General features: G+C 33.8%; 1 protein-coding gene. It reads right to left on the bottom strand.

The window, feature by feature from the left end; translation table 11 throughout:
• A partial coding sequence (locus J7G74_RS16550; protein ID WP_297137445.1) for a GH25 family lysozyme occupies positions 1-1,442 on the bottom strand: 1,442 nt, incomplete at its 3' end.
• Between the last annotated feature and the right edge of the window lie 89 nt (positions 1,443-1,531).

Genomic DNA, 1,531 nt, shown 5'->3' with positions numbered 1-1,531 from the left:
TTGTCGATAACTTCAACCTTAGTTCCTTTAGGAATAGTTGTTATTCTAGAAGCAGAAGTAGAAGCACCAGTTCTAAAATTAACATTAGCAGTAGTTACTCCAGTCTCAGAAGAAGCAGCTGGAGGAGTACTAGGTTGTTCTGGTTGAGAAGGTGTCTCAGGTACACTTGGTTGTTCTGGCTGAGAAGGTGTCTCAGGTACGCTTGGTTCTTCTGGTTGAGAAGTAGAACCTATGTTGAATGTTTTTAAAGTAGTATAGTTTAAGTCAACATCACCGTTTATACCAGGTACTGTCCCTTTGCTAGTATATTGCCACATTGAGTATGGCTTACCGAATGTATTTTTGTAGTTGTATTGAGCACACCATACATTACTTGATAATAGTATATTGTTGTGGTAATACTTACTACTGAAATCAGGGTTAGTATATATACCAGTTACATATCCTTGAGATTTGATTGTATTCATGAAAGTGTTAGCCATATCAGTTACTAAATCTTTTGTAACAGTAACATTTTCATCATGTCTATTATTTACGCTGTCATACTCGTAATCGAAGAAAACAGGGTAAGAAATACTATTTTTATAAGGAGCTATTGTTTCTAAACATTTTTGAGCTTCTTGTTCTACTCTTTCTGTACTAGCCGCATAACTGAACCAGTATACTCCTATTTTAAGTCCAGCATCTATAGCACCTTTAATATTTTCATGGAATCTTTCATCCACTGATGATACACCGTATCCAGCTCTTATGATAGCATAGCTAACACCAGATTCTTTAACTTTTTTCCAGTCTATTGTGCCATTCCATTTACTTACATCTATACCTTTTTCAAGAGCATTTAAAACTATGTAAGATGCAGATACATATCCTTCTTCACCATTGAAATCTATTTTATACCAACCATTGCTTGTACCTAAAATTTCAACTTTATCATTTGCTTTTAATGTACCTATTTTATCGTAACTAGTAGAAGATCCGCTTCTAACGTTTAAAGTTTTTGATACTGTTACTGTACCACTACCGATAGCATTAGGATTAGTTAATCCTACTATTTCTAGATTAGGTATAGCACCACTTCTTGCAGTAGAAACACCTAATCCTGGACGTCCTGGATCCTTTTCGATAACTTCTACTGGATTAGTTTCCTCTACAACTTCTTCTTCAGTAGGCTCTTCTGGAGCTACTTCTGTTTCTTGTGAAGTTTCTTCTTGATTGTCTTCTACTGGAGTAGAGTTCTCTACGCCAATTTCTTCATTGTTAGTTGATTCTTGTGGATTATCTTGTACTTCAGAATCTATAGAAATGCTAGTGATTTCATTTTCTGGACTGATTTCTGCTTGTTCAGCATTTCCTATTACCATTACGTTTTGGAATGTTATCCCACAACATAATGATAAAGCAAGTAATGATTTGATTTTTTTACTTATATTTTTGCTCATAATTCCCTCCCTCACTATATTTGCTAAATAGTAATAATTCAAAAATCTATATAGAATATAGAAAATTTACAAATTATTACAATTAATAC

This window comes from Terrisporobacter sp. (genome assembly GCF_017888745.1).
Lineage (GTDB): Bacteria > Bacillota > Clostridia > Peptostreptococcales > Peptostreptococcaceae > Terrisporobacter.
Note: the sequence above shows the minus strand (reverse complement) of the source record. Positions and strands in the feature narration are given on the sequence as shown.